Source organism: Ktedonobacter racemifer DSM 44963 (assembly GCF_000178855.1).
In the GTDB taxonomy this organism is placed as follows: domain Bacteria; phylum Chloroflexota; class Ktedonobacteria; order Ktedonobacterales; family Ktedonobacteraceae; genus Ktedonobacter; species Ktedonobacter racemifer.
Genome location: NZ_ADVG01000001.1, coordinates 2,452,282 through 2,476,601 on the forward strand (window position 1 = coordinate 2,452,282; position 24,320 = coordinate 2,476,601).

Consider the following 24,320-nt stretch of genomic DNA (forward strand, 5'->3'; position numbering starts at 1 on the left):
TAGCGGGTATTGGTTGCTATAATTTCCTCTTTCATGTTGCTAGTAGAGCACTAATTTAGCAACGTTGCAACAAGCAAGGGTTAAAACCAGGGACGCCTGACCGCGAGGGATAAATCCCTGCGGCTTGCGGCGGGCTAAAGCCCATAAAACGTCAGTCACCCCACGCCTCTGCGGCGGGGGCTTGTGTCTGTGCTCCACCGCAACTCACTATAGCGTTGCTGCCGTAGTGCTTTGGCTTCATCGCACGACACATCAGGGGACACCAACAACGTCCCCGTGCTCATCCAGTCTTGCCGGGTGAGCAGCGTTCGCATCGTTACATTTCTCGCGCCGACCAGATCGGCATGGAGCGTATAGTGACAACTCTGGCACACAAACAAGAGTCCCTTGTTGGGGCGATTCGAAGGATCGGTATAGCCGCACATCGGGCAAGCCTGGCTGCTATAGTGGGCGTCCACTTTCACTGCCATACTCCCCGCCATCGTGGCTTTGTAGGCAATGTAGCCATGCAACTCAGCGAATGCCCATTTCGAAGCATGCCTGTTGGCTTTGCGTTGCTTCTTGCTCGCCTTTTGGCCTTTCCTGCGTTTGGTGCGTTCGCGAATGTGTGTCAAATCTTCCAAGCCGATGATGCTGTGCGGATGCTGGTCTATGATGCGCCGACTGATCAGATGGTTGGCATCTTGCTTCAACCGTCTCTCTCGTCCACTCAGGATCACCGAACGGCGAGTAGCGGAACGAGTGCCTTTTTTCTGCAACCGTTTTCTCAGTCGCGCATAATGGTCAGCTTTAGCTCGTACAGCCTTCCCGCAATAAAAGGCGGCCTCATTGTTGGGAGTGGCTGTCACCGCCAGATAGCGTTGTCCCACGTCAACACCAACCACATGACTGTGGCTCTCTGGGGTAGGATCGGCTCTCTCAAGTTCGAGACTGATGAGCAAGTAAAACTGCTTGTGTGGCTTGTCGTACCAGAGCTTTGCTGCTCCGATCTCTGCCCCGTGTTGGATCAAGGCCACATGCTTGTCGTAGCCCGTATAGGAGACAATCACGCGTCCATCCAGGGTCAGAATACTGACCTGGTTGTTGGACTTGAGACTATAATCACGGTGATAGTTATAGGTCAGGGTCGGAGAAACATACGTGGGAGCCTGATCCAAGCCCTTGTAGCGTTTCTTGGTCAGGCCTGCCGAGCGCAAGGCGGCGTTTTGCTTCGTCTTGGTCCAGAGCCCTTTATAGGTAGCCCCGACCTGACGTGGCACATTGCAAGCCATCTGGGCAGGCAAGCCAAACTTCAAACGGATCTCATCGTAGCAATCACGCTGCAAGGCGCGCTGATTGCTCATCTTGCCATGTTCAAAGCTGTATCGACTCACATAATTCAAGGCATCACGATAGGCCAGTTGCGTTTTGCGCAATGCTGCGAACTGGGCAGACTCGGTATGCAGTTTGAGCTTGGCGATAATGATCTGTTTCATGACAGGAGTATAGCAGATGTTCACACAAATATTAACTGCACAAATATGTGAAAGTACCACCCGCCCCATGCCCCAAAGAAGGAACGCCGCATTCCTCCCCATGCTTGAAAGCAAGGGACGCCTGCGGCAGTTTGCTGAAATAATTTGGTGGAATAAACGAAAGAAGGAGATTTTGATGGTCACGCTTAATGAGGCAAGAAGAGTTATTGATGCTGCCGAGAAAAAGGCTCAGGAAATTGGTCAGCCTATGAATATAGCGGTGGCCGATGCGAGAGGGAACCTGGTTGCTCATATCCGTATGGATGAAGCCTGGATCGGTAGGACACTCCGTCACATGATACTTGACGCCCGTGGTCAGTCAAAATGAGCAAAAAAGTGGGCTTCTCAAAAAGGGGAAATGGCCTCTGGAGCTGAACGAACCGTCTCCTCCGCCTTCGTTTTTTGCTCATTTCGACTGACCATATACGTCCAACATCACACGGCGAGGTGTCGGATCGGTAGTATTGATATCTCTATTAAGAAAGCTTTTACGGCACGAGCTTTCGACATTACCACGAAGGATCTGGCAACACAATCCCAACCCGGCAGGCAATTTTTCGGCATTCACGCATCCAATGATGGTCGGGTCATGATCTTTGCGGGTGGTGTTCCGCTTAAACGGGATGGGAAGGTTGTTGGTGCCGTAGGTGTTAGCGGCGGTTCGGGCGAGCAAGACCACGCGGTAGCAATGGCAGGAGCGGAAGCTTTCTAGTTTTATCTGCAGGCAGGCGCACAGGTAGTGTTGCAAAAAATTAAAGCTCAGCAAATTGAGGGTGTATATGAGCATAGTCCACGAGGAAAAGATGTAACTACCCAGGTCTCCTCGGGGAGAGCTGGACAAAACTGATAAACTACGAGCATGATGGAAGAAGAAGCTCGACACCTGAGAAAAGAGAACGCAACTGTTCCCAAAAAAGTGGGAAAAGGGACCAACCGTGGGCAAGACGCCACACTTTCGAGCTTCTTGACACATGAGAACGTTTGTCCTATACTTGAGAAAATAGGAGGCAAGAGAAAGAGCAGAACCGCATGATTCGCGCCCATAAGATCAGACTGCATCCCACACCTGAGCAGGCCAACTCCCTTGCTCGTGCCGCAGGCGTTGCACGCTTTGTGTGGAATTGGGCGCTGGCCGAATGGAACCGCCAATACGAAGCCGGGGAGAAACCCACTGCCTTGAAACTCAAGAAGCAATTCAACGAGATCCGGCGGGTGCAATTCCCCTGGACATGGGAGGTGACGAAGAACGCCTCAGATCAGCCCTTTCTCGATCTAGGAAAAGCCTTCACCGCGTTTTTTGAAGGCAAAGCCAAACGCCCCAAGTTCAAGAGCAAGAAACAAAACAAACCCTCCTTTTACCTTGCCAACGATCAATTCGAGTTGGGGGATCATCGTCTGTGGGTTCCTAAGCTCGGATGGGTCAACATGGCGGAAAATCTGCGCTTCAAAGGTCGCGTGAGAGGAGCACGCATCACGAAAACAGCAGACTGGTGGTTTGTGTCTCTCCAGGTCGAACTCCCAGATGCGATCCCGGCGAAGAAACCAGCCGCTGTTGGTATCGATGTCGGACTGAACCGATTGGCCACCTTGAGTACAGGAGAGGGAGTCGAAAACCAAGCCTTCCTCAAAACGGCGCTCAAAAAATTGCGTCAGGCCAATAAGCGACTGCATCGCCGCAAACCGGGATCAAAAAACCGCGAGAATGCGCGTAGACAGGTGGCACGACTCCATTATCGTATTACCTCTCTGAGAGACGATGTGCTCCACAAGCTCACAACCAGGCTTGCCAATTGCTATGGAAGCATTGGCATCGAAGACCTCAACCGGAAGCGGGTTGCTCAAGAATCGGCGGCTGTCTCGTTCGTTCTCTGACGCAGCATTGGGCAAGCTGCTCTCCCTGCTCGGGGCGAAGGTAGAGCAGCAGGGTGGACAGGTGATCAAGGTGGGACGCTTCTTTCCTTCGAGTAAGACCTGCCACTGCTGCGGCTGGAAGTGGGAAGCGATGACGCTCAAAGATCGCACCTTCCTCTGCCAGAATCCATCATGCCCCTATTCTCAGTTCCCGCAAGATCGCGATCATAATGCGAGCCAGAATATCCTGCGGGAAGCCCTTCACTTGATCGGGCTCATTGACCAAGTCGTCACCGGTATTGGCTCAGACGAGGACGTAAACTTGCCTGCGGACGCGGGGTAAGACCAAAAAGGCTTCGGCCTTGAGGCCCCTACGGATGAAACAGGAACAACAAAAGGTGTAGCAGAGCTATGCTTGCATACGTTTTACTACATTAATTGGAGCAGAACGCAGAACTCAAAGAAGCCGCCGCCCGGAAATATCGGCGCATTGAGCACCACCGTTGTTGTAGAGCAGTTCGGAGAACTGTTGCAGGGATTAAAACTTCCTCCTTACTGGCACGATATGATCCGCGAAAGAATGCTGGAAGACGCGAAGAGAACTGGTGTTAATCTGGAAGCCATGGAGTTGGAAAAAGAACGCTTGCGACTCAAGCGTGGGCGTATTCTCAAGCAACATCGCGATGGATATATCGATGACACCGAGTTTGAAAGGGAAATGGCAGCTGTCGAGTTAGCCTTGCGAATGCTCGATGCACCAGAGGTGAATGGCGTTCGCTTAGAGGATGTAATCGAAGCCGGGGAACGCTTACCAGGTATGGCTGCTCTCTGGAGGGTGGGCAGTGTGGAAGAACGCTGTGAAATGGTCAAAGAGGTTCTCGAATTAGGAGGTTTGCATTATGATGTGGAAACCAAAGAAATAGCAGCGATTACACCTCGTCCGGCATTTCTACCAGTGCTGAGGCTGCTTGAAGAAGTTACTGAATACGAAGAAGCCACCGGGATGTTAGTCACATCACGGTGGCGACGGCGGAACCGACGGGATTCTGCTTATTTCCAACAACACTGCGTGACAGGTTGCTATTTCAGCTTAGCGGAAGGGCCGCCATATGGATAGACGATGGATGAGCTGTCGCCTGGATAGACGATGGATGAGCTGTCGCCTGGATAGACGATGATAGGAGTGAGTACGCCCAGGATAGGCCATATCGAGGAGGCTAGCACCATGTGGGTAGGCGACCTGGGAGGTCGAGTTATGCGGAAAGGCAGCAGGGGAGCTAGCACCATGCGAGTAGGCGACCTGGGGGGTCGAGTTATGCGGAAAGGCAGCGGGGGAGCTAGCACCATCCGAGTAGGCGACCTGGGGGGTCGAGTTATGCGAAACGGCAGCGGGGGAGCTAGCACCATCCGAGTAGGCGACCTGGGGGGTCGAGTTATGCGAAACGGCAGCGGGGGAGCTAGCACCATGTGGATAACCGATAGATGGATGTAACGAGGGTGCATAGTGTGTTGCCGCTTGATGGGTGATAGCGAGGGAGTGGGCAAGCAGGATCATGCTGGCCAGGAGAGCAACGATGAGGAGCATTCCCTGCAGTTGCCTATGATGTTGACGAGCGTACATGATGATTCGTCGTATGTGCAGTTGCCTATGATATTGACGAGCGTACATAATGGTTCGTCGCATGTAATGTAAAAGATGGGACATATCTGCTCCTTTCGTTGGTCGTGTAAGGACCATGAAACGGGTCGCATGGTGCTATCCCGGAGAAGTTTAGATAACCTCTATATTTCAATTATAGTGGGACATACTTCCCCCTAATTGGGTATGTACTTGAACGCGCTGAACCCACGGGTTGCGCAACGAGATTGCAGCAGCACACAGTTGGTAGAGTGCGAAACGGCTTCAGAAGCTATCTTGGCCACAGCATTTGCTTGTTGACGATAGGGGGGAATGTCACTTCTTCACAGAAAGCATAACAGCAATGAAGGACGTTCGAGAGCCACTTCAGTCATAGGTACATCTCGTTGCGTATCCCGTGGGAGTAAACAGGTCAAACTTAAAATATGGCATGTTTGCGAGCATAAAAAAGAGCCGATGGCCGGAGTCTGCTCAGCTTGTTTGTAGGCGTTTGTGGGTGCCCTCCTGGCGCTTGAAATCGAGGTTCTTTGTTTGCTGGTGTTGGCAATTTCTTGTATAAATTGGTGTGTGTTGCTACAGTCGTTGATGCATCTATGGATGTAGGCGAAGAGCTATTGCTATTCTCTCATATTATGTTGATGATTGGCTCTTGCTCGTCTCTCTCCTTTTTGTTAAAGGGCGAATAACTGGATTTTTTTGAGCTTCTTTGAGGGCAGCGACAATAACTTCTCCGTCTGAAGTTTCCCACTTGGCGGGAGAGGCCCGTACGTGTCCAATCCAAGCACGAGGGTTATTGCGGTTTTCAAAGATGGTAAGCTGGTCGCGTAAGTGCTTAATCGGTACGCCTGTCTCGGGTGTAAGGCGAATGACAGGCTTCACCTTGAGGCGACAGGGAAAGACCTCATTTTTCCAGATAGGAGTACTATCTTCAAAAGCTTCTGAAACAACTTCTAAAATGCCGATCAGGCGAGAAACGCCTGTTAAATAACAAATGAGATAGTCTCCTGGTCTGACCTGTTGAACAATGCTCCACCGACTTTCATGAAAACCAGAAATCTCTCCCCTTGCATTATTAAGGAATTCCTGCCAGGTTTCCTCGGTATAGAGCTTTAGCCAATAAGTAGGTATATACATTTCTTAGGCTTTCTTCTTAGTTATTGACGCATTAAGATGTAAGAATGTTTCTTATTGTACTTCATCTAGTAGAAGCTTTACAAGATTTTGCCTGAAGAACGTTAATGAAAAGATAATTTGGAGGAGGAGAGTTGAACTCCTTTTGATGGTTTTTATGCACATTTTAGAGCCAGGAGGACTTCATTATGATGTGGAACAACAATTCATTGCAGCTATAACCCCGCGGCCCGCGTTTTTACCGGTTTTGAGAATGCTAGAGGGAGTCATAGAACGCGAAGAAACCGCCGGAACGCTTGTTGTACTCCGACGGTGACGGAAACATAAAAGCACCAGAGTCTTGATTGACTCTGGTGCTTTTCTTGGGTCCAACAGCGGAACCGACGGGCGACGAACCACCGGTCGCGCCTAGGTCTTCTCCCACTTGACATTCTCTGTGCGGCGAAAGGCGATATTCTGGTTTATCAAGAGCAGCCAGGCCAAGTTGTTTTAGATAATCCTCTTGATGATGCTCTTAGGAGTCGTCAAAGAAAAAAGGTATCAATTTGACGATTCCTTGGGATAGATGGTGTAATTCCACTCGCCGTGGAAAGGGTCCGGTACAATGGAGAGCGTCGCCATCTCTTCATCAGACACCTTACGGCCAGCGGGATAGCGATTGCTATCGAGTTGGCACTGCACGGTCAAGCCAGCCTTGGTTGTGGTCGCTGCGATCAATTGCAGGATCACTGCATAGCTCGTGAGCGGCTTGCTGCGCCAGTTTTGGCTGATCCAGGCAAAGAGACGATGCTCGATCTTGTTCCATTTGCTGGTTCCCGGAGGCAAATGGCAGACGGTGATCGCCAGACCGGTTTCATTCGCCAACTGTTGCAGTTCCCATTTCCATAAGCGTACACGCGACCCGTTACTTCCTCCTCCATCAGCACTGATCAGCAGCCGTTTCGCATCGGGATACTGATGCTGACCAACCGTCTTCCACCAGCGTCGGATGCTTTCCACCGCGAAAGCAGCGGTATCATGATCCATGCCCACATTGACCCAGCCCGCATTCTGCCCCAGATCGTACACTCCGTAGGGCGTCGCGCGTCCCAGGCCGGGAATGGGGAAATCATAGACCCGCACCTCCTCCGGCTGCCCCTGCGGCCCCCATTCGCGTCCAGGATTCTTGAACTCGCCCACCAGTTCTTTCTTCTTGGCATCCACTGACACCACCGGCTCGCCCGCTGCAAGAAAGTCCTCCGCCTGGGCATTGACATGCTCGAACTGCACATTGCGATCCGGGTGGTCTCCTCCCTCACGCGTCTTGCGGTTCGCCTGTAAGCTGTAGCCCAACCCATGGAGCAACTGGCTGACCAACTCGTGGGATACCTGGTGCCCACGCTTGCGCAGTTCCTCGGCCAGCTTGCGCACGCTCTTACACGTCCACCGCAGAGGCGACTCCGGGTCTCCGCGCGTCACTGGCTCTACCAACTGCTCCAGGTCTTCCCGCAGGCTCGCATCCTTGCTCACCGTGGTCTTGCGCCCACCTCCTGTGCGGCGAATACGTCCCTCTCTTCCCCCTTCTTCTTCCCGCAGTTCCTTGATCCCATGGCTGATGGCCTTGCGTGAGAGCCCCGTTGCGCGAGAGACGGCTGAAATCCCTCCCCATCCCAGAGCCAGCGCCTCACTGGCTGCTACCAACCGCCTCGATCGTTCATTCAGCTTCCCAGATACCTGTTCGAATCTTTGCTTGATCGCTACTTCTTCCTTCATGCCTCACAGTCTATCATATCTCCTCTTGCGACCGTTATTTCTTGACGACTCCTTAGCAATCCCGCATCGTTTCCCTCTCACAACGTCGTCCAGGACCACATCATCCCCAATGGAAAATTCCACACGTTGAGTGGCCACCCCTGCTACGACGCGTCACAGGCCATCACGAGCCACTGCGCAACGTTGCAGAAGAGCAGGGCGTCTCACACGAGACGGTCAGGCTTCTGGTTCTTACCGCTAGCTAAAAGGTACAAGGATGAGTCATTCCTCCATTTCTTCACAGACGCCTGATAGTAGAGACACAGGAAAAAACCTTATTATGCTGCTGGTAGCACTAATAAATTGAGGACAGCATGTGTTAGACCAGCAGAACCACCTTGCCCGTTGTGTGGCGGGCGGCGATAGCCTGGTGGGCAGCGGCGGCCTCAGTCAGCGGGAAAGTCTGGCCGACGACGATTTCCAGTTTGCCAGTGGCGAGATATTTCATCAGTTCACTGACGGCATGGGCGATGCGATCGGGACGCTGCATCCAGGCAGTGAGCCAGTAGCCGATGACAGACTGGTTTTTGTACATGAGCTGTACGCTGGAAAACGAGGCTCGTTCTCCGCTGGCTGCACCAAAGACGACCAGGCGGCCATAGGGAGCCAGGCATCGCAGGCTTTGCTCAGTAATGCGTCCTCCGACCATTTCCAGGATGATATCCGCACCCTTGCCGTCAGTGACCTCTTGCACCTGTTCAGCCCAGTTCTCTTCCGTATAGTTGATCGCAACGTCCGCACCCAGGCGGCGCGCTAGGTCCAGTTTGCTGGCATTGCTGGCTGTCCCCAGGACGGTACCCGCGCCCATGAATTTCGCCAGTTGAACGGCCAGCGTGCCTACACCGCCTGCTGCTGCGTGGACCAGGACGCTTTCCCCCTGAGCCAGTCGGCCTGATTCGTGCAAAAGCTGATAGGCGGTGATTCCCTGGACTGGAAAAGCGGCAGCATGGCGAAAATCCAGGCCCGGTGGAATGGGCAAAACAGCACTGGCAGCGGCTGTGGTGTATTCAGCATAGCCTCCATTAGCAATGGCCGCAACCCGTGTCCCAACCTCTGGCGCGGTGACACCTGGACCCAACGCGACGACTGTTCCCGCGACCTCGAAACCCAGCGTTGTGGGCACGTGCGTACGGGTCAAATAGGTCCCCTTGCGTTGACTGAGGTCAGCATAATTGATACCAGCAGCCGCAACCTGAATCAATACCTCACCCGCCTGTGGTGTGGGCTGTTCCACTTCTTCCAGGTGCATCACTTCCGGCCCACCTGTCTCATGAATACGGATGGCTTTCATATCACTTTTTCCTTTCCATTTTCGGACACTTTATCGTATAAATCTCGCACGGTCGCCGTTCATATTGTGCCCCTCTGCTCTTCCAGGGAAGAGCCTTGCCAACAGATCAAGCAGACGAGCATCATTGCCGATGAGGATGCGTTCTCGGTTCTGGGTAATACCACGCACAATGGTGGCTGCTGCCTGCTCAGACGGCATCTTCAACGATTTTTCCCACTGGTGCTGACCCGCTGCGATGCGCGCGGGATCAGTGACAGTCATGCGTGCGTTCACCGCGATGTTCGTCCTGATCCCGCCGGGATGCACTGTGCTGACATGAATGGGGGTTTGCCGTAACTCGGCACGCAGTGACTCGGTGAAGCCACGCACCGCGAATTTACTGGAGGCATACGCTGTTTGACCTGCCGGAGCTGCCAGCCCGAAGACGCTCGAAACATTGACGATGTGCGCCTCAGTTTGCTGTTGCAAGATGGGCAGGAACATTCTGACCCCGTAGACCACTCCCCAGAAGTTGATGCCCATTAACCAGGCAAAATCGTCCAGCGTGATCTCATCGAAGTTTCCTCCCAGCGCCACCCCGGCATTGCTGACCAGCAGTTGCACTCCGCCGTGTTGCCTGGTCGCCTCGTCGGCGAAACGCTGCACTGCCGTGCGGTCTGAGACATCCACCACGTGTGTGCTCACCTTCGGCGCTTGCCCCTTTCGTGCCAGTATGGCTGTTTCTTCGAGCCCTATCGTATTGACATCCGCCAGCGCCAGCGCGCACCCCTTGTCAGACAAATGCAGCGCTAGCGCGCGTCCGATGCCGCTGCCCGCGCCGGTGATTGCTGCTACCGTTCCCCGTGTCAGTTGCATACGCTATTTCTCCTGTGAAGTAATGGATGCGCTCGCTCCCCGGCGCAATGTCTCCTGCGCCAATGACGTTGCCTCGCTGGGCGCGGACGCCGCCACTCGTGTTCCCCACTTCATAAACCGCATCGTGCCGTCGTTGATGCTCGCCAGGCACAGGTTAAACACATCGCGCACATAGTTTTGATACGTTCGCCAGGGCTTGCGCTGTCCCTGATGTGGCAGGGTAGCCAGCGCGCGCTGCACGTAGCCCGATGTCAGATTGATCACCGCTTCATCGCCTATTGTGCTCTCCGGCCGCAGCGGCAGGCATTCGGCATATCCATGCTGGTCCATGTAATTGAGCAAACGAGTTACGTATTGGGCAATCAATTCGCATTTGAGCGTCCAGGAGGCGTTGGTGTAGCCAAATGAAGAGGCAAGGTTGGGCACATCACTGTACATCATTCCCCGATAGCTCAGTGTCTGAGAGAGATCCACCAGTTTGCCATCCACCGTAAGCTGCACTCCGCTCATGAGACGCATATTCAGCCCGGTCGCGGTGATGATGATGTCCGCGGATAATTCGACGCCGGAACGCAAGCGCAATCCTGTTGCTGTAAACGTCTCAATCTGATCCGTGACCACCGATGCCTTGCCTTGTTTCATGGCATGGAATAGATCCCCGTCAGGCACCAGGCACAGGCGCTGATCCCAGGGATTGTAGGCTGGCAAGAAGTCTCTTTCCACGTCATAGTCTGGGCCAAGCTGGTCGCGCGTCGTCTTGAGAATCGCCTGTTTCACCTGTTGGGGTCGGCGACGGGCGAGATGGTAGAAATACATGCCAAAGGCAATATTCTTCCAGCGCACCAGCGCATGGGCGAAGCGTGAAGGCAGGATACGGTGCAGAAAATGAGCAATCACATCCTGGGAAGGGCGCGCGACGATATACGTGGGCGAGCGCTGCACCATCGTCACGTGTGCAGCCGTCTCGGCGAGCGCCGGCACGAGTGTCACCGCCGTCGCGCCGCTACCAATCACCCCCACCTGCTTGCCAGCGTAGTCGAGATCCTCCGGCCATTGCTGGGGATGGATGATGCGCCCCTGAAAGTCATCCATGCCCGGCCACTGAGGCAGGAAGCCCTGCTCATATTCGTAATAGCCGGTGCACATGAAGAGGAAGTTGCAGGTGAGGGTGATTGTCTGGTCGCTGACCGCCTGTTCCACTTCCACCGTCCACAGAGCATCCTCCGAGGACCAACTGGCGCGGCGCAAGCGGTGGTTGAAGCGGATCTTCTTGTCGATACCGAAGACCTGTGCCGTCTCACATATATATTTGAGAATGGATGGGCCATCAGCAATGGCTTTGGCTTTGCGCCACGGGCGAAATGAGTAGCCGAGGGTATGCATATCGGAGTCCGACCGCACCCCAGGATAGCGAAACAAATCCCACGTTCCGCCAATCACACTGCGCCCTTCTAGCAGGGCATAGCTCTTCTTGGGACAGCGCTTTTGCACGTAGTAAGCAGCACAGATGCCGGAAAGCCCTGCGCCTACGATCACAACATCGAGATGTTCGATGGTCATCGAAGCTCCTCCTCTTTCACAATAGTAAATAGAGCGAATGTTGAAACTAGCCAACTTTTGGTGAATCGATTATTGCAGAGCTATAGAGGGGCCTCAGGGAATCGCTCTACTACTCGACCATCTGCACGACCACCTTTCCTTTGGCATGCCCCTGCTCGAGGTAGGCGAATGCATCGGCGATGTGCGCAAATGGAAAAGTACGGTCAATCACTATCTCCAGTTTCTGCTGATCGATGAGCGTCGCCAGTTCCGACAGATCGGTCCCACTTGGGCGCATGAAGAGGTACCGATAGGCAACGCCGTACTTGCGCGCCTGGTGGCGGATTCTCCAACTGGCAGCCCAGAAGAGGGTCGCAAGTGTTGGTCCGGCCTGGAGGTCTTTGCTCGCGGTCTGTGGCTCGGGGACTCCCGCGATTGAGACCACCTTTGCGCCACGCTTTACGACCCCGAACGACTTCAAGAGAGTGTCGCCACCGATGAGATCAAGCGCTCCATCGTAATCGCGTAGCACCTGATCGAAGTGCTCCCGAGCGTAGTCCACCACGACGTCTGCTCCAAGTTTGCGCACCATCTCCTCGCCTCGTGCCGAGGCAGTTGTTGCGATGTGAGCTCCAAGCCACTTCCCAAGCTGAATCGCGAACGTTCCCACCCCACCAGCTCCCCCAGAGATGAAGATATTCTGGTCGCTTGTCACCCGCAGTTCGTCTCGTAACGCCTGCAACGCAGTGAGCCCTGCCAGCGGTACTCCTGCCGCCGTTGTGAAATCGACTGAGGATGGCATTTTTGCGACCAGCTCCTCGCGAACCACGGCGAATTCGGCAAATGCACCAAGCCTCTTCTTATCGACGCGGGTAAACACCCGGTCTCCTTCGGCAAGGGAAGTGACACCTGATCCCTTGGAGACGACGACTCCAGACAACTCGCTGCCGGCGATAATCGGGAGTGGATAGCGGGAGATCACTCGCAGCATCCCTTCGCGCATTTTGAAATCAACCGGGTTCAGTCCGGCAGCGTAGACGTGAATCAACACTTCCCCAGGGCCAGGCGATGGTCTGGGAACATCACGGAGTTCCATTGCATCAGGACCACCATAGCGGGTGAGAACGAAGGCACGCATGTTCATCACTCGTATCCTCCTCTTTTATCTCAATTTAGGGCGGATTTGTTCGTAGAGTCCTTGTTCAGGGAATACGCGTTCAAACTTTTTTTACAAAGAAACACGACAGATTTGAAGAGCTATGAGTCAATCCGGAGAGATCAGGGCGAGATAAGGATGCTCCTCTGAATCACCATCATACAATCAGTCGCCCTGACAACCTAGATACCAGCATCAAGCTACCGGCTGAAGGATCATATGCATCCCATCACGTGGTCGCAGGGTGACTCGTGGGAGCGGTACAACGTGCTGGTGAGGCACTATTTGTGGATAATACTGCTGCAAGATAGTCGCAAGCAACAGACGCACCTCCATCTGTGCAAACGGCATCCCAATACAGATACGAGGCCCTCCACCAAAGGGAAAGTAGACCCCCTGAGGAAGCTTCTGTTGGTGCGCCGGGTCCCAGCGCTCAGGGCGAAAGTTCTCAGGATCACCCCAAAGTTCTGGCATATGATGAGTCACCCATTGATGGAGAAGGAAAATCGTTCCGGCTGGAAAGCGATATCCATCGAGTTCAATATCTTCGATAGCACGGCGACCAATACGCCAGGCAGGAGGATAGATTCGCCAGGACTCATTCATGACCCACTCTAGATAGGGCAATTGTGCCAGATCTTTCATCGTAGGAGCTCGCCCCTGAAGGACTGTACGCAATTCGGCAAGCAGCTTTTCATAGACCCTTGGGTGTTGCGCCAGCAGATAAAACGTCCAGCAGAGGCTATTTTGCGCCGTCTCGTGGCCAGCTGCCATGAGTGTCATCACTTGGTCGCGGATCTGCTGATCGCTCAGGCTTTCACCTTCGTCCGAGGCTGCAAGCAGCATCGAAAGAATATCACCCTGATCCTGCTTATTGGATCGGCGTTGCTGAATAAGAGTAGAGACGAAGGTATCGAGCGTTGTCCGTCCATTCGTAAATTGTTCGTCCTGATCTTTTGTCGTTCTTCCAACAAGATTCGCCAATGGACCACGTAGCCAAAAAAAGCGATGAGGTGCCTGATTAATGACGGTGTTGAAAGCAGCGCCCAGGGTATCTATCTGCTTCATATCATCGACATTGAACATGGTTTTGAGGATGATGCGCAATGTCAGCCGTTGCATCTGTGATGCCATCTCAACCTCTTCACCAGCATGCCAGCCACACAGAGTATCCTGTGTATAGTTCACCATCGTATCAGCATACTGATCAATGCGCTGGCGATGAAAAGATGGCTGGACAAGACGACGCTGTTGCCGATGAAAATCGCCCTCGCTTGTCAGCAACCCATCGCCGAGCAACAGACGAAGGTTTCCTCCCTCGCTCTGGATTGAACGAAAGCTTCGCGGATGCTCCATCAGGCAATAGCGTACATATTCCGGGCTAAACCCACAGATGACATAGCTATTCATGATTTTGACCGCAACCAGATTTCCATAGCGGCGCTGAATCGCCGTACTAAACGCCAGGGGATCATTGCGAAAAGGGAAGAGATTTCCCACAACTGGGAGTCCTTTCGGACCAGGAGGTAAAACCGCATGTCTTGCCATAGATCTTCTCTCTCTCGTCTCTCTCATTATGAGCAAATGCTCATGTTCCTCTTTTAAATATACGAGCAAACCCTCATATTGTCAAGGAATGTGCTACAATAATCTCAGGATAAAACGAGGGGGTAAAAAGCGGATGCCAGAAACACCAGAGCCGCATCTACGACGACAACCACAGCAGGCACGAGGGCAACAACGAATTCAGAAAATTCTGGATGCCGCAGAGCATATCTTTGCAGACGTTGGCTATGGCAATGCCACAACAAATGCTATCGCGGTACGGGCTGAGACCTCGATTGGCTCGCTCTATCAATTTTTCCCCCATAAAGAAGCGATACGCAAAGCCCTTGTCCTACGCTACCTGGAGGAGATGCGTACACTCTTTGATCAGCATCTCACTCCCGAATCGCTCGAAACGCTCTCTCTCCCCCTCTTTCTGGAACGCCTCATCCACGACATTGCTCAATTACGCGAATCTCACCAGGGCTTTCGACCAATCTTCTTTGCCACACAGATCTCACCTGAAGGGATTGAATGCACAACCGAGCTCAAACATGAGATTATGCAGCGCATCAGCCTATTGCTCACCATACGCAACCCCGCACTCAGCGAGCAACAATGCGCGATCTGTGCTCGCACCTGCGTCGCTATCTTTCAATCGCTGATGTCGCTGGCAATGGATCTGCAAGGGCAGGAGAGAACAGATCAACTCAATGAATTGCGGCTTGTTCTTTTATCTTATCTGCAAACCTATATATCGAACGGTACCCAGGAGAGAGTATCTGAGACCTGCTCATCCATATGACTGGCTCCCTCCAGAGTTGATTGATGAGGAAATGAGAAGCGGTAAGAAACAGCAACCTTAACTCCACCCCTATATGGTACGTCTGAGCAGCATCAGCAACAACGGCCATCGCTGCAGCAGCGAACGAAGAAAAAGAAGCGCCGAAGGCGATGAATGAGAAACCATCCTGTTACGGGTGTTGCCATGGTTCGCCTGTGGCTACGCGACTATGGGAAAAAGAATGGCTCGTCCCTGATAGATACCAGGCACTCATCTAATGGCAGGTCCGTATACAACTCTACCCATTGCCCAGTGTGGCGTGGAAACGAGAGGTGAAAGCGATTGTCGCGCGAGTACTCCATACGCGCGCATTTTACCTCAAAAGTCACTACCCGGGTATCTGGATCTGGAACACGATAGGTTGCACAGAGATAAAAATAGCGCTGATACCACTTTCCATACAGATCAATGATATAATTGAACCGTAGATTATCAGGTGGCTGTTGGATATACTGTGGCTTCAAAACCGTCTCGATTAGATTATTCGCCTCTGTGCTAACTTCCGCTTTGACGGCTTCTGGTACTCCACCTCGGGTTGGCTTTGAACGAGGTGAACAGAACATCCATGGTGGTTGTTTCTTTGTCATGCACTTTTCTCTCCTGCTCTCTCTTTTTCAGGTCATATCTTGTTTCTTCTGTAACGCCCCATCATGATCAATCATTAACTGCGCTAGTTGTTCTCCATCGATTCGGATGATCTTTAGATTATCAACCCCATTAGCATGGTCAAGTTAGAAAGTCAAGTTGTGAAATCGCCCGAATGGCAAAGATAAGATCTACAATATCTTAATGATGAGTTCAATTTGAGCAAAATGGTCTTTATCTCTAGATGTCTTTGAGTTTTCACAGTTGCAACACATGTTGATTTTTCGTATACTTCAGGTATCGAGGTCAACGCATCGATGGCCCAGCAGCGAATCGTCTCGCGGGGTCAGAAACCAGGAGGACGCAGGTGGTCAAAACGCAAATGCTCTCGTTCCCCATCCGCGTGCCCGATGGCATGCAAGCTCAGGCCCTGCGGCTCCTCGATGCCAGCCGCCTCGCCATCAACCAGATCATCACCACGCTCTGGCCCCAGCTCGATGCCTTTGCTGGCGAGAGGGCCGGTCCTGCCTGGAAGCAGGTCGAGCGCCACCTGCTCATCCGCTCTGGTCACGGCAGCCGCCAGGAGCGCTGCGAGATGGAGCAGGCGGGCCGCATCCTGCGCGCCCAGGCCAGTCGCAAGCGCGTCTTCGAGGCGATCGTGCCCCTGCTCTCCGAGGGCTTGATCATCCCCGCCCAAGGCAAGCGGCCCGCCAGAAAAGATCACCGGCAGATCAACGAGCAGGTTCGCACCTTGCGCGCACAGCTGCAGGATGCCGGGGAGGATGCTGAGGCGTTTGTGGCCATGACCAATCTCATGGCACAGGCCTGCAACTGGTACCTGCAAACCGGAGCGTTCCCCAGCACCTATGAAGCCCTTCAACCCGTGCCCGTCCTCTCGGTCGGTCACCTGACCTTCGCCGGAGACGACGGCATGAAGGCCGGGCAGACCTATCGGGCACGCATCGAGCTGGCCCCAGGCTGCGATCTCGAGAGCAGGCAAGAGCGACAACTCGCATCGCTCTCGCTGCGACTGCGCACCCCCGATGACCAGGGGAAATGGAGCTGGGGAGCCTGGAGCCAGGCCATCGCGCTGCCCCCCGCCGTCTGCGCGTCCCTCGCGCAAGGGGCTCTCCCCCAGGCGCCAACGTTGAGAGAGATCCGGGGCGACGATGGCAGCCGCGTGGCCGTGCTCGATCTCACCCTGGAGGTACCGGCCAGGTACGTCTCTCCGCTCGAGCAGGAGACGCGCGTGCTGGGCTGGGACTGGGGCGTGCGCTCGCTGATCACGGTCTCGATCCTGCAACGACCGGAGGAGGGCGACGAGGAGCGGTCCCGGCAGGTGAGCCGTCCGGTCTTCCTGGATACGGGCGGCATCGATGGCAGGCAGGCGCGCTTGCGAAGGGAGATTGATCGGCTCAAGGCCTGCCGCGATCGCTACGGGCAGTTCGTCAAGGAGGCCCAGGCCGCCCACCAGGAGCATGGGGTCCCGCTCCCCGCGCATCTTGCGGGCTGGCAGCAGCGCGTCCGGGAGTACGATGCGCGCATCAGCCAGTGCTGGAAGAGCTACGAGCGGAGAAACCGCGAACTGGCGCACCTGGCCTCGAACCTGTTGATCCTGCTGGCGCTGCTCTCCGACTGCCGGCTCATCTGCGGAGAAGACCTCAGGACGCTCAAGACGCAGGGGCGTGGCCGTGGGGTGCGGGGACGCTTCCGCAACTGGCGCAACAATACCACGGTGCGAGGTGAGCTCTGGCGCGTCCTCAAATACAAGTGCCACCTGTTGGGCATCCGGGCGCGGCAGGTGGAAGCGCGTGGCACGACCCATACCTGCCCTCGCTGTGGTGAGCCGGCCAAAACGTACGCCTCTGCGGCACCAGAGGACCGCACACAGGCCATCTCGTGGGGGCCGATGCTCTGCTGCTCGAACCCCGAGTGCCTGTGGAAGGGGGCGAGGGATTACGCGGCGTCGCTCAATATCGCCCGGCTGGGCATGGCCTTTCTCCTCACCTATCAGCAAACCAGGCGGTACGAGTCGTACCGCGTGACTTCTTCGGAGGTCAACTCCTGCTTGTATAGCGGGCAGGAGGCGACGCTGCTGTTGCCGTCGCAGGGGATCACACCCCGCCCGCGAGAGGGCAAACATGTGTACTATGCCGGATGGTCCTACACCATCGCACTGCGCACCTCTCAGCCCAGAGAGGTGCTTGCCATCCTTTCGACGTCTCATCTGAGGAAGGACGTGCTCTCAAGTGCGTGAACATCGCATAGTATCATGTTTTTGCAACGGTAGACTACTTGCAGGGCGGGTGTAACGTCAGAGATCGGATAGCTACTCGCGCTGCGAGCCGGACCACCAGTATGATCCAGGATGCCCCACAAGCACCACCGTCTGTCGCTCCCACTTGGGAAGCACGCAAGGGAGAATTTGATCCAGCTTGGGCATCCCGTCACCCGTCCATTTCTCTGTGGAGGTGACTCATGAACGTTGTGTATGAGAGATGTGCAGGGCTCGATGTCCACAAGAGAACGGTCGTCGTGTGCGCCAGCACTCTTGATTCATCAGGCCGGCGGCACAAGGAGCGGCAAACGTTCGCTACGATGATGCCAGACCTGCTTCGATTACGCCAATGGCTCAAAGATCTGGAGGTGACGCATGTCGCCATGGAAAGTACGGCAAATTACTGGAAACCAATCTTCAATGTGCTGGAGGGCCATCTGGAAGTGCTGGTGGTCAATGCTCAGCACTTGAAGGCGGTGCCAGGGCGAAAGACCGATCTCAAAGATGCGGAATGGATCGTCGATTTGCTGCAACATGGGCTCCTTAACCCCAGTTTTATCCCTCCCGCACCCCAACGAGAGGTACGCGAACTGACCCGGTACCGCATGAGCCTTACCGAGGAACGCACGCGTCTGATCAACCGCTTGCAGAAGACGTTAGAAGAGGCCAACATCAAGTTCGCTTCGGTCGCCAGTGATGTCATGGGCAGATCGGCGCGTGACATGCTGACCGCCTTATTGGCTGGAGAAGCCGATGCAACCGTTTTAGCCGAACTGGCACGGGGAAGGATGCGGGCCAAACGCGAACTGCTTGCGCAAGCCCTGCAAGTGCAGCTTAAACCTCACCATTGCTTTCTGATCGGAGAGCAACGCGCCGGAACATGTGACACGCTTGATGAAGGCATCGAGCGCATGAACACGGAAATTGCTGAGCGCGTACGTCCGTATGAGCACCAGATCCAGCGACTCTCGACGATTCCAGGCATCAAGCGGCGTCTGGCAGAAGTCATCCTGGCCGAGATTGGACCGGATATGAGCCGTTTTCCTGATGCGCGGCACCTGGCTTCATGGGCAGGGATGGTGCGCTGTATCACGCGTTTGAGTATCCCTGGTGCAACCAGGAAGAACTCGAAAGGAGGTTCTTGGGTCAATGGCTTACCTCGCGTCGAAAGACAACGGGGACAAGAGCATGCCACTGAAAGCGGGAAAGAACCAGAAGACGCTTATGGAAATGTCCCGCAAGACCCGCGCAATATGGTGAGAGCTAGACTGCTCGAAGTCTAATTCCCAATCGGTGGATGCCCACACCCATCGCTACAGCGTCTTAGAGCGATGTCGCCTCATGGAGTGAATTCACACTCCGACACTCCAACTTTCGTGAGGTGAGATGATGGACAGCGAGTCTATTAAAGGGGATAAGTGGACCACCTACGCTGTGCTCGCACGTACTCAAGCGACGGAATGCAGGATTGTCTAAGGGCGGAGACGCCTATGATAACGGAGTTCCCACAGTAGTCAGCGGTAGGGAAAGCCTACTACATGGCCAAGGGGAACAGGTGATGTGATAGTGAAAACAGGGAGGTGCGCGAGATGCGTTCAGCCGAAACTGTGCTCAGTATCACATCACTGGAGAGCGGAGTGCGGTGAAAGTCGCACGCTCCGTTCGGCGGGGGCCAGGCGAAAAAGGAGTTGCAAAACCACCTCGTCGGCTGGCTACCCGACTGCCCAGGCAACAACGAGAGCGGGGGCAAACGTTTGAATGGAAAGACGCGCAAAGGTAGCCCCTGGCTCCGTTCTGCCCTGGTGGAGGCAGCTCATGCTGCCACCCACTGTAAGGATTCTTACCTCTCTGCCCAATATCAGCGACTCGTCGTTCGCCGAGGGGGCAAGAAGGCAACGATTGCCATTTGGCACACGCTCCTGGTGATGATCTACCACATCCTCTCAGAAGACGAAGACTATGAAGAATTAGGAGGCAATTACTTCGATGAATGGGACCGGCAAGCGGTCCAGAAGCGACTCGTTCGCCGGTTAGAGAAGTTGGGCTACGAGGTGACGTTAGAGCCAACTTCTCCAGCAGCTTAGCTTGAACAAAGAAACGAAGTCGAGCTCCAAGCCAGCCGACGACATGGCGTGCCAGTCGGCTACAGGTTTTTTTGTGCTCTGTGTACCTCCTCTCAGAGGTTTCCTTTTTCAAGGGAGGGAGTATCTTCTGAGAAGCCCAGCCTTTTCATACGGAGTGGTGCGCCTGCGGCGCACCACGTTTCAAAAGCGAGCCAGATCCAACATTCACGCTATTTACCACCAGAGGCGCTGACATGGGTGTGTCCTACGCAGGCCTCCAGGTTGTTGTTATCGACCTATCCCCTCTGAGCGTGCGAGTGATGCTCTGGACATGAATCCAGGTGAGTTTCTCGTTAGGATGCCTGGTAGACGGTAAAAGTGGTCCCTGGATAGGGAACTTTGAACTCATAGGTAAAGTGAGTAGTATCAAGAACGTTAGAAGCAAGAACATACCAGGTATTCACGGAAGTAATGTTCTTCCAGCTTCCATACCCTTTTATTGCACCCGTTGTTTTATCAAGGAAAACCACGCGTGCTTGTGTTGGGCCAGCTTGTTGTGTGACTTTGATGTTAATGTCATTACAATATGGAGAAGCAATAAAGGTGTGATCGATGGCAAAGTAAGTGAGGTCACTTGCTATTACATAGGAACCAATCTTAAATGCCTGACCATAACATGTAGTAGTAGCTGGTTGTAAACGAACTGCATGCCCTGTTGTGGCGGCATGCGCCGAAGGAGCAGACGTAAAAGCGCTGAATGAGAACAGTGCTGCAGCGAGAAGAACCCCACACAGTACCATTTTTACAGTTGTTCGCATCGTATTTTTTCTCCTTGTCTGTGGAACAGCAGAATGGCAAAACTAAATGTTGCAATTAACAGTGTACAAAAGAGAAAAGGTATGTACCAGGACAGGCATCGGCCACTTTCCGGTCAAAATGCATTGGTGGCTTCTGATGCTGTTTTTGTGAATTGGCGTCACCTAGATAATTCTTTTTTACATTTCTCACTTTTTTAAGTGATAGCACCAATATATCTCTTCTTGTTGGTAAGAGTCGGGTGGTAATAAGCGCGAAGAGTTCTTACACATTCTCGGTGGAGCTCGCTTACTTACTAGTAAATTGGCTGAAAGTTCGGACAAACGAGAAACCATGAAGCTAACACTGCACTCAGAGCAAATGGTGCTCAATAGTGGATAGAAACCTGTAATACATCTTTTTTTTCTTGAAAAGTGACCATTGTATTGTGATGAGTCAAACAGTGTAAATTGTGTCGAACCTTCGGACCATTGTTTTTGGGCTGAAGGTTCGGGCAAAGAGTCCTCAGCCCAGTATTTGCGTCCCAACATTCAGCCCATTTACCACTCCAGAAGTGAAAAAGAAGACACCCTATTTCGTGGATGTCTTCTCGGATACACCTGGAACAAAAGGAGCGCGCTCTCACTTACTGCTAGAGATTTGTACGGGAATTGATCGCCTCATTGCCATCCTGCTTTGGATTTAATTTGCAGAGAAGTCCTGGTCCAAGGTCTCTTCTCCACAATGTTGAGAAAACACGCCTTTTTTCCGCTGCTCTTGATCCTGTACGAGCTGAACATAGAGCGCTTGCGTGGCCTTCGTTTTCGGATGATCTTCTCCTAGAGACTGCGAGCGAATCTTCAAGGCCCGTTCAACAAGGGAAAACGCCTCGTACAGTTCACCCTGCTTCTGAAAAAAGATACCTAGATCATGCAATGTTTCTGCTGTCTCAGGATGGGTTGGTCCCAAAACCTGCTCTTGAATATGCAATGCTTGTCGATAGAGTGGTTTTGCTTCCACATACTTCCCCTGATGACAGTAGAGGTTAGCCAACCCAGTGAGTGCCTGAGGCATCAAGCCATGCTCCGCTCCCTGACTCTGTTCGCTGATACGTAACGCTCGTTGATAGAGCGACTCCGCCTCCGCATATTTGCTCTGATACCGATAAAGTTCAGCCAGATTATGAAGGGCTTGGGCCGCCAAGCGATGCTCATGACCCAGAGCCTGCTCCCAGATATGTAACGCTCGCTGAAAGAGTGGTTCCGCTTCCACGTACTTGCCCTGATCTCGGTAGAGCAGTGCCAGGTCGTGCAACGTTTGTGCTGTCTCAGGATGATGCAACCCAAGATGCTGCTCTCGGAGAGAGAGCGCTCGCTGAAAGAGTGGTCCCGACTCCACAGACTTGCCCTGATATCGGTAGAGTTCAGCCAGATTGTGAAGGGCTTGAGCCACTACAGGATGCTCGGGTCCTAGGGACTGCTCCCAAATATGTAATGCTCGCAGAAAGAGCGGCCCCGCCTCTGTATACTTGCCTTGAGACGCATAGAGCGTCGCCAGATTGTTGAGTGGAAGAGCAAGCTGCAGATGATCAGGGTCCAGGACTTGCTCGTATACATGTAATGAGCGCAGACAGAGAGGTTCTGCCTCCACATATTTGCCTTGATCTCGGTAGAGATTGGCCAGATTAGTGAGCACTCCAGCCTTCTGCAAATGCTCACTCCCCGGAACTTGCTCTAAAATAGACAACGCTCGCCGATAGAGTGGTTCTGCTTCCCCGTATTTGCCTTCTCGCCAATAGAGGACCGCTAGATTATTTAGCGAGGTAGCTACCTGGGGATGGTCTGGCCCCAGAACCTGCTCCCGAATATGGAACGCTCGCTGGTAGAGTGGCTCTGCTTCTCCATATTGTCCACGCTCACGTAAATACTGTGCTACTTTGGACGCTAAGGACGCCAGAGCAAGAGAGCGTTCAGCGGCTTCCACTCGGTGCAAACAGAGGAGGGCATGCGGCAACAGCCGCTCACATTGTTTCCAGATGAAGTACTCCGTTATTGCTGATATTTCAGGGAATATAACGTCAAGAGCGTGAAGAACCCGCAGGTTCCATTCTTCTCGTTCTGCCTCTGTCAGAGAATCCAGGAGAATCGCCTGCACGAGCCGATGGATCGAAAATGTCTGTGCTTCTGCCTGACGCGAGAGCAGGGAATAAGAACACGCAGCCGCAACCACCTGATTCCAGTCCAGCGCTTCGCAACTCACAGCTTTCAGTGTTTCTCCGAGATACTCAGCCTCCTGGCGAAAGAGCTCTTCGGGAATAGCATCCGGCTGCAGCAGTGCACAGACTCGTAAAAGATCCAATACTGCTGGGTGACGTTCAGCTGTCGCCATGATAGCCAGGGTGAATGTGGTGGAAACGGATGCAGGGTGATCCTGCACCCCCTCTCCTCGCCGCTGGAGCAGAAGAGTTCGTCGGGTAGAAAAGAGTTCCAGGTAGGCAGACAGTCCACACTGCGTTTCTTCCAGGTAGGCTCCTGCTTGATCGAGCGCCAGAGGCAATCCTCCCATGACTGTGAACAGTCCCGTCGCCGCCTCATACTGGGAAGGCAAGCGCGCAGCTAGTTGGCGTATCTGTTCGCTGGTGGCTTCCGCCTCCAGCACTTTGGCACGACGTAACAGCAACAGCATCCCTTCCTCGTGTTCCATGGGCGAGACATGAATGCTTCGTCCACGTGTTCCCAGAGTCTGCAAGCGTGTCGTCAGGAGGGTCGCCCCGTGTCGTACCGCTGGAAGAACGTGATCTAACACGTTCAGGTCTTCTACATTATCACAGATGAGTAGCCATTGATCATGCAGCGTCAGCCAGTTTCGGACTGCCATGATAACACGTTGCCGATCCTTGTCGTCCTGTTCTGGCAATTGGAGTACATCGGCAACGTGCCGTACATCGAAGGCAATGCTCTCGGCGGTCTCTGCCCTGACCCAGAAGATCGCGCGATACTTCCGAGCAGACCGATAGGCATACTCTAGCGCGATTTGCGTCTTGCCGACGCCCCCCAGTCCATGAAGCGCGTACACCTGGGTATACACAGCCTCCTGATCTATGGAGAGAGAGGTGTGGAGTGACGCGAGGATGTCATCTCGACCAGTGAAGAAGGGATTGCGTGGATAGGGAACATACCACAGAGGGGTGGGAGGGGCCTGGGTCTCCTGATCTCCAAACAAATCTTCAAGACGTAGCCCGAAAAAGCGACTGAGTTGGAGCCGGACAGAGGCTTGAGGAAGCGCCTGTCCTTGCTCCCAACGACGGATACTCCTGGCAGAGAGGGCAAGCGCCTCAGCTAAAGCCTCTTGCGACAAATGACGGCGCAATCGTTCCTGGCGCAAACGGTTCCCAAAACGCATGGAGATAATTCATCCCTCCTGAATTGCTTGCAGGTATTGAT

General features: G+C 53.8%; 18 protein-coding genes and 2 pseudogenes. 8 read left to right on the forward strand and 12 right to left on the reverse strand.

What is annotated here, in order from left to right:
• Positions 1-155: 155 nt before the first annotated feature.
• Positions 156-1,475, reverse strand: a complete 1,320-nt coding sequence (locus KRAC_RS10625; RefSeq protein WP_007906815.1) for an RNA-guided endonuclease InsQ/TnpB family protein — start codon at positions 1,473-1,475, stop codon at positions 156-158.
• A gap of 175 nt (positions 1,476-1,650) precedes the next feature.
• Between KRAC_RS10625 and KRAC_RS79415 the strand changes: the two are divergent.
• From KRAC_RS79415 to KRAC_RS10645, 4 genes and pseudogenes are all read left to right on the forward strand, one after another.
• Positions 1,651-1,788, forward strand: a pseudogene (locus KRAC_RS79415) (GlcG/HbpS family heme-binding protein); the annotation flags it as partial.
• A gap of 84 nt (positions 1,789-1,872) precedes the next feature.
• Positions 1,873-2,226 carry a GlcG/HbpS family heme-binding protein gene (locus KRAC_RS65695; protein WP_075164200.1) on the forward strand — a complete coding sequence of 118 codons (354 nt, stop codon included), beginning with the start codon at positions 1,873-1,875 and terminating at the stop codon, positions 2,224-2,226.
• Positions 2,227-2,543: 317 nt separating this feature from the next.
• A pseudogene (locus KRAC_RS10640) lies at positions 2,544-3,708 on the forward strand (RNA-guided endonuclease InsQ/TnpB family protein).
• A 72-nt stretch (positions 3,709-3,780) separates the two neighbouring features.
• On the forward strand, positions 3,781-4,482 hold the full coding sequence (locus KRAC_RS10645) for a hypothetical protein (protein ID WP_007906818.1): 702 nt from the start codon (positions 3,781-3,783) through the stop codon (positions 4,480-4,482).
• Here KRAC_RS10645 and KRAC_RS65700 read toward each other — a convergent pair.
• The 8 genes from KRAC_RS65700 to KRAC_RS10685 all read right to left on the reverse strand — a co-directional run bounded on the left by KRAC_RS65700 (position 4,456) and on the right by KRAC_RS10685 (position 14,315).
• Positions 4,456-5,070 (reverse strand): hypothetical protein, encoded by a 615-nt coding sequence (locus KRAC_RS65700; RefSeq protein WP_007906819.1) that lies wholly within the window; start codon positions 5,068-5,070, stop codon positions 4,456-4,458. The genes KRAC_RS10645 and KRAC_RS65700 overlap by 27 nt on opposite strands.
• Before the next feature lie 564 nt (positions 5,071-5,634).
• A complete protein-coding gene (locus KRAC_RS10655) occupies positions 5,635-6,138 on the reverse strand; it encodes an EVE domain-containing protein (RefSeq protein ID WP_007906820.1) in 504 nt (167 codons plus the stop codon).
• 537 nt (positions 6,139-6,675) lie between these two features.
• Entirely contained in the window at positions 6,676-7,887 is a 1,212-nt protein-coding gene (locus KRAC_RS10660; protein ID WP_007906821.1) for an ISAzo13-like element ISKra3 family transposase, read from the reverse strand.
• Positions 7,888-8,245: 358 nt separating this feature from the next.
• On the reverse strand, positions 8,246-9,217 hold the full coding sequence (locus KRAC_RS10665; protein WP_007906822.1) for a quinone oxidoreductase family protein: 972 nt from the start codon (positions 9,215-9,217) through the stop codon (positions 8,246-8,248).
• 30 nt (positions 9,218-9,247) lie between these two features.
• Positions 9,248-10,072 carry an SDR family NAD(P)-dependent oxidoreductase gene (locus tag KRAC_RS10670; protein ID WP_007906824.1) on the reverse strand — a complete coding sequence of 275 codons (825 nt, stop codon included), beginning with the start codon at positions 10,070-10,072 and terminating at the stop codon, positions 9,248-9,250.
• A 3-nt stretch (positions 10,073-10,075) separates the two neighbouring features.
• Positions 10,076-11,632: a flavin-containing monooxygenase gene (locus KRAC_RS10675; protein WP_007906825.1), complete on the reverse strand. Its 1,557-nt coding sequence runs from the start codon at positions 11,630-11,632 to the stop codon at positions 10,076-10,078.
• Between the two features lie 109 nt (positions 11,633-11,741).
• The gene (locus tag KRAC_RS10680; protein ID WP_040443306.1) at positions 11,742-12,749 is read right to left on the reverse strand and encodes an NADP-dependent oxidoreductase; all 1,008 of its coding nucleotides are present in this window, start codon (positions 12,747-12,749) and stop codon (positions 11,742-11,744) included.
• Between the two features lie 213 nt (positions 12,750-12,962).
• Positions 12,963-14,315, reverse strand: coding sequence for a cytochrome P450 (locus KRAC_RS10685; RefSeq protein WP_007906832.1), 1,353 nt, complete (start codon positions 14,313-14,315; stop codon positions 12,963-12,965).
• Positions 14,316-14,448: 133 nt separating this feature from the next.
• On the opposite strand from KRAC_RS10685, the gene KRAC_RS61270 reads away from it, so the two are divergent.
• Complete coding sequence (locus tag KRAC_RS61270; protein ID WP_007906835.1) at positions 14,449-15,117, forward strand: TetR/AcrR family transcriptional regulator; 669 nt, start codon at positions 14,449-14,451, stop codon at positions 15,115-15,117.
• 206 nt (positions 15,118-15,323) lie between these two features.
• Here KRAC_RS61270 and KRAC_RS10695 read toward each other — a convergent pair whose 3' ends face one another.
• Entirely contained in the window at positions 15,324-15,743 is a 420-nt protein-coding gene (locus KRAC_RS10695) for a DUF3024 domain-containing protein (protein ID WP_007906846.1), read from the reverse strand.
• A gap of 929 nt (positions 15,744-16,672) precedes the next feature.
• On the opposite strand from KRAC_RS10695, the gene KRAC_RS10700 reads away from it, so the two are divergent.
• The 3 genes from KRAC_RS10700 (at position 16,673) to KRAC_RS10710 (ending at position 20,103) form a co-directional block, all read left to right on the forward strand.
• Positions 16,673-17,998, forward strand: a complete 1,326-nt coding sequence (locus KRAC_RS10700; RefSeq protein WP_244422118.1) for a transposase — start codon at positions 16,673-16,675, stop codon at positions 17,996-17,998.
• 221 nt (positions 17,999-18,219) lie between these two features.
• A complete protein-coding gene (locus tag KRAC_RS10705; protein ID WP_075164201.1) occupies positions 18,220-19,302 on the forward strand; it encodes an IS110 family RNA-guided transposase in 1,083 nt (360 codons plus the stop codon).
• Positions 19,303-19,707: 405 nt separating this feature from the next.
• Positions 19,708-20,103: a transposase gene (locus KRAC_RS10710; RefSeq protein WP_040442285.1), complete on the forward strand. Its 396-nt coding sequence runs from the start codon at positions 19,708-19,710 to the stop codon at positions 20,101-20,103.
• Positions 20,104-20,435: 332 nt separating this feature from the next.
• Here KRAC_RS10710 and KRAC_RS10715 read toward each other — a convergent pair whose 3' ends face one another.
• Together KRAC_RS10715 and KRAC_RS10725 are read right to left on the reverse strand one after the other, a co-directional pair.
• Positions 20,436-20,900 (reverse strand): hypothetical protein, encoded by a 465-nt coding sequence (locus tag KRAC_RS10715; RefSeq protein ID WP_007906850.1) that lies wholly within the window; start codon positions 20,898-20,900, stop codon positions 20,436-20,438.
• A gap of 679 nt (positions 20,901-21,579) precedes the next feature.
• On the reverse strand, positions 21,580-24,279 hold the full coding sequence (locus tag KRAC_RS10725; protein ID WP_007906851.1) for a helix-turn-helix transcriptional regulator: 2,700 nt from the start codon (positions 24,277-24,279) through the stop codon (positions 21,580-21,582).
• Between the last annotated feature and the right edge of the window lie 41 nt (positions 24,280-24,320).